We start from the raw sequence: 7,068 nt of genomic DNA, 5'->3' as shown, positions 1-7,068 counted from the left end.
TGGCTGCCCGCCGGTTACAAGCGGAACTTCTGGAATGCCGCTTAGGCGGCGCCTCCGTCGAGCACCCGCGTGACGGCGTCCCGGATGAGCGCCCGCACCTGCTGCGGATCGTCCAGCCCGCTACCGACCACCAACCCGTCCCGGATGACCACCAGGATGGCCGCCGTGCGTTCCGGGTCCGGGTGCCCGTCGGCCGCCAGCAGGTCGCGCAGCGTGTCGCGGAACCACCGGCGCTGAGTCGCGATCGCCTGCCGTACCGGATGGCCTGGATCGGGGTACTCGGCCGCGGCGTTGACGAACATGCACCCGCGGTAGCGGGGCATCGAGCCGACGCGGCCGAGGAGGTCGAAGAGCGCCAGCAGCCGCTCGCGCGGCGAGTCCGCCTCCACCTGCGCCATCGCCGCCCGCTGCGCGTGGTCCATCTCCTCGATGTAGGCGCGGACCAGGTCGTCTTTGCTCGGGAAGTGGTGGTAGAAGGTCGCCTTGGCGACCCCGGCCTCGGCGATGATGCGGTCGATCCCCACCGCGTGGATCCCCTCGGCGTAGAACAGCTCGGTGGCCGTGCCGAGGATGCGCCGGCGGGCCGGGCTCGGGGTGCGGGTGGCGGTGGACACGACTTGACTGTACCAGACAGGTCTGTCTAGCATCAGGTCATCAAGCCAGACAGACAGGTCTGTCTAGAACTGAGGGGAACGACCACGTGAGCGCCATCTACACCGCCATCGCCACCGCCTCCGGCCGCGACGGCCGCGGAGTCACCTCCGACGGCAGGCTCGACGTCAAGCTCGCCCGCCCGGCCGAGCTCGGCGGCGACGGCTCGGGCACCAACCCCGAGCAGCTGTTCGCCGTGGGGTACGCGGCCTGCTTCACCAGCGCCATGAAGCTCGTCGGCCAGCGCCAGGGCCTGGACGTCGACGACGCCTCCGTCACGGCCGAGGTCGGGCTCAAGCCCAACGGGTCGGGCGGCTTCAAGCTCGACGTCACCCTCCGTGTGGAGCTGCCCAACCACCTGTCCCCCGACAAGGCCCGGGAGCTCGTCGAGGCCACGCACCAGGTGTGCCCCTACTCCAACGCCACGCGCGGCAACATCCCGGTCAACCTCGTCATCGAGTAAGGCCATGCGCGATGGCCCCGGCGTACGGTGGACACATGACGATCATCGTGGCCGGGGCGTCGGGGTTGCTGGGGACCGCGCTGGTGCGCGCGCTGCGGGACGGCGGCGAGCAGGTGACCAGGCTGGTACGGCGCGCGCCCCGGCAGCAGGACGAGTCCTTCTGGGATCCCCGGCGGGGCGAGGTCGACGCAGCGGTGCTCGAAGGGGCCGACGCCGTGGTGAACCTGGCCGGGGCGGGCGTCGGGGACCGCCGCTGGAGCGAGCCGTACAAGAAGGAGATCGTCGACAGCCGGGTGGACAGCACGCGGACCCTGGTCCAGGCGCTGGTACGGCTGTCGCGGCCGCCCGAGGTGTTCGTGTCGGCCTCCGGGGTGGACTACTACGGCGACACGGGCGACCGGCTGATCGACGAGAGCGCGCCGAAAGGGCGCGGCTTCATGGCCGACCTGTGCGAGCGGTGGGAGGGCGAGGCCGCCGGGGCGGTCGCGGCGGGCATCAGGACGGTCCAGCTCAGGACCGGCTTGGTGCTGTCGCGCGAGGGCGGCGCGCTGGCGCGGATGCTGCCGGTCTTCCGGCTCGGCCTGGGGGCGCCGCTGGGCTCGGGCCGGCAGTACTGGTCGTGGATCTCCATCGACGACTGGGTGGGCGCTGCCGTACATATCCTGAAAAATCGGGAAATTAGCGGCCCAACGAATATGGTCAGCGAAAACCCGGTGACAAACGCAGAATTCACCCGGCAACTCGCCAAAGCCATGCGCCGCCCGATGATGCCCCTTCCCGTGCCGAAGTTCGCCCTCCACCTGGGCCTGGGCGAGTTCGCCGACGAGGCGCTGCTGTCCAGCCACCGCATTGTGCCGAAGAAACTGGCCGACAACCGGTATGCGTTCCGCCATACCCACCTCGATCGGGCGCTGGCCGCCGTACTCTAACGGGATGCGAATGGCACCCCGAGGCGAGGCAAGGAGTAAGGTGCCATCTCATTCAGCACAAGCAGCCCAGGAGATCTCGCGACGATGAGCAGCGGCCAGTCCCACATTCTCGCCATCGGCGGCGGTTCGTTCCGCCCGTCGGACCGATACAGCTTCCTCGAGGCCAGCCCCCTGCTGCGCTACGGGCTCGACCTGACCGGCGAGGACCGCCCGAAGCTGGGCCTGATGGCCACGGCGACGGGTGACAACGCCGAGTGGCTGCTGAAGATGTACGGCGCGTTCGCCGGCTGGGACGTCGAGGTCAGCCACCTGACGGTCTTCCCGATGCCCAACGTCGAGGACCCTCGGGCCTGGATCCTCGAGCAGGACATGATCTACGTCAGCGGCGGGAGCGTGGCCAACCTCATGGCCCTGTGGCGCCTGCACGGCCTGGACGAGGCCCTGGAGCAGGCCTGGCGGGCCGGGGTGGTCCTGGCGGGGCAGAGCGCGGGCGCGCTGTGCTGGCACGTCGGCGGCAACACCGACTCCTTCGGCCCGAGGCTGCGGGTGTGGGCCGAGGGCATGGCCCTGCTGCCGTACTCCTGCGGCGTCCACTACAACTCCGACCCGCAGCGCCGCGAGCTGCTGCACGCCTCGGTGGCCGGCGGCGAGCTGCCGGAGGGGTACGCCGCCGACGAGGGCGTCGGCCTGCACTACGTGGGCACCGAGTTCATCCAGGCGGTCACGGTCGACCCGGAGGGCTTCGCCTACAAGATCGAGCGCGACGGGTCCGGCGGGGTGAAGGAGTTCAGGATCGAGCCCCGGCTCCTGACCGCGTGACTTAACCTTGGTATGTGCACACCGATCCCACCCGTCTCGCGTTTGTCCGTCTTGGGGTCGACGTCCCCTTCGAGCAAGCCTGGGAACTGCAACGGATCGTGCACGCCAAGCGGGCGGCCGGTGAGCTGACCGACACGGTGCTGCTGCTGGAGCATGCGCCCGTCTACACGGCCGGCCGGCGCACGGCGCCCCACGAGCGGCCCTCCGACGGCACCCCGGTCGTGGACGTCGACCGGGGCGGCCGCATGGCCTGGCACGGGCCGGGCCAGCTGGTCGCCTACCCGATCATGCGCGTGACCGACGTCGCCGCCTACGTGCGGGCCCTGGAGGAGACGCTGGTCCAGATCTGCGCCGACTTCGGGGTGACCGGGCGGCGCATCGTGGGCCGCGGCGGGGTGTGGGCGATGGGCGACGCCGCGCTGGGGCTGCCCGACCGGCTGCTCGGCTCGGTCGGCATCCGGGTCAGGAACGGGATCTCCATGCACGGCATGGCCCTGAACTGCGCCAACGACCTGCGGTGGTTCAACCGCATCGACCCCGGCGGCGTCCCCGGCGCGGGGGTGTCGAGCCTGTCGGCCGAGACCGGGCGGCGCATCGTGGTCGACGAGGTGATGCCGATCGCCGAGAAGCGGCTCGCCGGCGCGCTGGGCCGCGAGGGGTTCGAGATGCATGAGGACGACCTGCGCCGCATGTAGCCGGGGCGGGGTCGTAAGCTGAAACAGTGAGTGTTGCTCCTGATGGCCGCAAGCTCCTCCGCCTGGAGGTGCGCAACGCCCAGACCCCTATCGAGCGCAAGCCCCCGTGGATCAAGACCAAGCTGAAGACGGGTCCCGAATACACCGAGCTGAAATCGCTCGTCCGCCGCGAGGGCCTGCACACGGTCTGCGAGGAAGCCGGCTGTCCCAACATCTACGAATGCTGGGAGGACCGCGAGGCGACCTTCCTCATCGGCGGCGACCAGTGCACCCGCCGCTGCGACTTCTGCCAGATCGACACCGGCAAGCCCAAGGAGTACGACCGCGACGAGCCGCGCCGGGTGGCCGAGTCGGTCGCGCAGATGGGGCTGAAGTACGCCACGGTGACCGGCGTCGCCCGCGACGACCTGCCCGACGGCGGCGCGTGGCTGTACGCCGAGACCGCCCGGCAGATCCACGCGATGGTGCCCGGCTGCGGCGTGGAGCTGCTGGTGCCCGACTTCAACAACGTCGACGAGCAGCTGGAGGAGGTCTTCTCCAGCCGTCCCGAGGTGTTCGCGCACAACATCGAGACGGTCCCGCGCATCTTCAAGCGGATCCGTCCGGCCTTCCGCTACGAGCGGTCCCTGGAGGTCATCTCCAAGGCCCGCGCCGCCGGGCTGGTCACCAAGTCCAACCTCATCCTCGGCATGGGCGAGGAGCGCGAGGAGATCATCCAGGCCATGCGCGACCTGCACGAGGCCGGGTGCGACCTGCTCACGATCACCCAGTACCTGCGCCCGACGCCGCGCCACCACCCGGTGGACCGCTGGGTCAAGCCGGAGGAGTTCGTGGAGCTGCAGAAGGAGGCCGAGGCGATCGGCTTCGCCGGGGTGATGTCCGGCCCGCTGGTGCGCTCCTCCTACCGGGCGGGCCGCCTCTACCAGCAGGCCATCGCCGCCCGCCAGACCGCCTGACGCCAGGCCGTACCGCCGTGAGGCCGCGTCCCCGCCCGGGGCCGCGGCCTTCTCTTTGCCCGGGTTACGGCTCTTTGCCGGAGGTACGGCTCGCCGTCCATAGATAACATAATGATCACAAACCTATCGAGCACTCAGTTGGTGGGCCACACTGGCGGGGTGGACTTCGACGCACTGATCAGCAAGCTGGACCTGGCCACCAAGATCCGCCTCCTCACCGGCGCGGACATGTGGTCGCTCACCCCCGTCCCCGAGATCGGGCTGCACCGTCTCGTGATGAGCGACGGCCCCATCGGCGTGCGCGGCGAGCAGTGGAGCTCGGCCGACCCGTCGATGGCGCTGCCGAGCCCCACCGCGCTCGCGGCCACCTGGGACCCGGGCCTGGTGCGGCGGGTCGGGCGGCTGCTCGCGCAGGAGGCCAGGCGCAAGGGCGTGCACGTGCTGCTGGCCCCCACCATCAACCTGCACCGCTCCCCGCTGGGCGGGCGGCACTTCGAGTGCTTCTCGGAGGACCCGTACCTGACCGGCGAGTTGGGCGCCGCCTACGTCGAGGGCGTCCAGGAGGGCGGCGTGGCCACCACGCCCAAGCACTTCGTGGCCAACGACTTCGAGACCGACCGGTTCACGGTCGACGTCAAGGTGTCCGGCAAGGTGCTGCGCGAGGCGTACCTGCGGCCGTTCGAGCGGGTCGTGCGGGCCGGGGCCTGGGGCATCATGACCGCCTACAACTCGGTCAACGGCACGACCATGACCGAGCACTCCGAGCTGGTCAACGGCGTGCTGAAGCAGGAGTGGGGCTTCGACGGCCTCGTGGTGTCGGACTGGACGGCCGTGCGCAGCACCGAGCCAGCCGCGCTGGGCGGGACGGACGTGGCCATGCCCGGACCTTTCGGGCCGTGGGGCGAGAAGCTGGAGGCGGCGGTGCGCGAGGGCCGCGTGCCGGAGTCCGTCATCGACGACAAGGTGCGCAGGGTGCTGCGCCTGGCGCACCGGACCGGCGCGCTCGGCGAGGACGGCGCGGACGGCGCGGACGGCGCAAGCCGTACATATGCGGAAATCGACGGCATCGCCCTGGCGCGTGAGGTCGCGGCACGTTCCTTCACGCTGCTGAAGAACGAGGGGAACCTGCTGCCCCTGACCGGCGTGTCCAGCGTGGCGCTGATCGGGTCGGCGGCGCGCGAGGCCCGCATCATGGGCGGCGGCAGCGCGCAGGTGTTCCCGGACCGGATCGTCTCACCGCTGGAGGGCCTGCGGCAGCGGGAAGCCGAGGTCCGGTACGCCGTCGGCGCCGACCCGCGCCTGCGCCTGGCGCCGATCTCCACGCCGACACGCGCGCTGTTCCTCGACGCCGAGGGCGAGGCGCTGGCCGAGCACGAGCTGCCCGCCACCGAGGCGCGCTGGGTCGGCCAGGCGCCCGCCGACGTCGACCTGGACCGGCTGGCCGCGGTCGAGCTGCGCGCCACCTACACGCCCTCGGCCTCGGGCGAGCACCTGTTCGCCGCCGCGGGCGTCGGCCGCTACACCCTCACGGTCGGCGACGACGTCCTGTACGACGACACGACCGTCCTCGAGGGCGACGACCCGGCCGCCGTGCTGCTGCACCCGCCGGAGAAGCGGTTCACCGTGACGCTGGCCGAGGGCGAGCCGGTGACGGTGTCGCTGCGGCAGCACGAGGTGTCCGCCTTCAACGGCATGACGCTGATCATGTTCGCGCTCGGCCACGCCGACCCCTCCCCCGGCGAGGACGAGCTCATCGCCGAGGCCGTCAGGGTCGCCGCCGGCAGCGACGTGGCCGTGGTGGTCGCCTCGACCACGCTGGAGGTCGAGAGCGAGGGCTTCGACCGCAAGGACCTCAAGCTGCCCGGCCGCCAGGACGAGCTGATCTCGGCGGTGGCCCGGGCCAACCCGCGCACGGTCGTGGTCGTCAACGCCGGGTCGCCGGTGGAGATGCCCTGGCTGGAGGAGGTCGCCGCGGTCCTGCTCGTCTGGTTCCCGGGTCAGGAGGCCGGGCCGGCGCTGGCCGACGTGCTGTACGGCGACGCCGAGCCGGGCGGGCGCCTGCCCACGACCTGGCCGGTGCGGCTGGAGGACTGCCCGGTCGTCGACGTCACGCCCGTGGACGGGGCGGTGCCGTACGACGAGGGCGTCTTCATCGGCTACCGCGGCTGGCAGCGGCAGCAGACCGCGCCGGCGTTCTGGTTCGGGCACGGGCTGGGCTACACCGAGTGGTCCTACGACGCGCTGGAGGCGTCCCAGGGCGCCGTGACGGTGTCGGTCACCAACACCGGGACGCGGCGTGGCCGCGAGGTGGTGCAGGTGTACCTGTCCGCGCCGGAGCGGGGCCGCTGGCTGGCGGGTTTCGACGTGGTCGAGTGCGGGCCCGGCGAGAGCGCGGTGACGACCGTCTTCCTGCCGGAGCGGGCCTTCCAGGAGTGGGCCGGGGACGGCTGGCGCACGGTGACCGGCGACTACACGGTCGAGGCGGGGCGCAGCGTCGCGGACATCCGCCTGTCGGCGAATATCACCATCTAGTACGGCAGCGCGCGTCCTCCCCG

Annotated in this window: 7 protein-coding genes; 6 read left to right on the top strand and 1 reads right to left on the bottom strand. The window is 71.3% G+C overall.

Annotated elements, in window-relative coordinates; translation table 11 throughout:
- Positions 1-41: 41 nt before the first annotated feature.
- On the bottom strand, positions 42-614 hold the full coding sequence (locus BSB02_RS36975) for a TetR/AcrR family transcriptional regulator (protein ID WP_240506996.1): 573 nt from the start codon (positions 612-614) through the stop codon (positions 42-44).
- A gap of 86 nt (positions 615-700) precedes the next feature.
- Between BSB02_RS36975 and BSB02_RS36970 the strand changes: the two genes are divergently transcribed.
- The 6 genes from BSB02_RS36970 (at position 701) to BSB02_RS36945 (ending at position 7,045) form a co-directional block, all read left to right on the top strand.
- Positions 701-1,114, top strand: a complete 414-nt coding sequence (locus BSB02_RS36970; protein ID WP_084965662.1) for an organic hydroperoxide resistance protein — start codon at positions 701-703, stop codon at positions 1,112-1,114.
- 35 nt (positions 1,115-1,149) lie between these two features.
- On the top strand, positions 1,150-2,043 hold the full coding sequence (locus tag BSB02_RS36965; protein WP_084965661.1) for a TIGR01777 family oxidoreductase: 894 nt from the start codon (positions 1,150-1,152) through the stop codon (positions 2,041-2,043).
- An 84-nt stretch (positions 2,044-2,127) separates the two neighbouring features.
- Positions 2,128-2,862, top strand: coding sequence for a Type 1 glutamine amidotransferase-like domain-containing protein (locus BSB02_RS36960; RefSeq protein WP_084965660.1), 735 nt, complete (start codon positions 2,128-2,130; stop codon positions 2,860-2,862).
- Positions 2,863-2,876: 14 nt separating this feature from the next.
- Positions 2,877-3,557, top strand: a complete 681-nt coding sequence (gene lipB / locus BSB02_RS36955) for a lipoyl(octanoyl) transferase LipB (protein WP_084965659.1) — start codon at positions 2,877-2,879, stop codon at positions 3,555-3,557.
- Positions 3,558-3,583: 26 nt separating this feature from the next.
- Positions 3,584-4,513 (top strand): lipoyl synthase, encoded by a 930-nt coding sequence (lipA, locus tag BSB02_RS36950; RefSeq protein WP_084965658.1) that lies wholly within the window; start codon positions 3,584-3,586, stop codon positions 4,511-4,513.
- Between the two features lie 111 nt (positions 4,514-4,624).
- Positions 4,625-7,045 (top strand): beta-glucosidase family protein, encoded by a 2,421-nt coding sequence (locus BSB02_RS36945; RefSeq protein ID WP_169729474.1) that lies wholly within the window; start codon positions 4,625-4,627, stop codon positions 7,043-7,045.
- The last annotated feature ends 23 nt before the right edge of the window (positions 7,046-7,068 follow it).

The organism is Thermoactinospora rubra (genome assembly GCF_002093975.1).
Classification (GTDB): domain Bacteria; phylum Actinomycetota; class Actinomycetes; order Streptosporangiales; family Streptosporangiaceae; genus Nonomuraea; species Nonomuraea rubra_A.
This window is presented reverse-complemented; position numbering and strand designations above follow the sequence as displayed.

What these genes read in the sequence shown, in the direction of transcription:
- BSB02_RS36960 (WP_084965660.1), top strand. Translation starts at nt 2,128, where the DNA reads ATGAGCAGCGGCCAGTCCCACATTCTCGCCATCGGCGGCGGTTCGTTC.
- BSB02_RS36965 (WP_084965661.1), top strand. Translation starts at nt 1,150, where the DNA reads ATGACGATCATCGTGGCCGGGGCGTCGGGGTTGCTGGGGACCGCGCTG.
- BSB02_RS36945 (WP_169729474.1), top strand. Translation starts at nt 4,625, where the DNA reads ATGATCACAAACCTATCGAGCACTCAGTTGGTGGGCCACACTGGCGGG.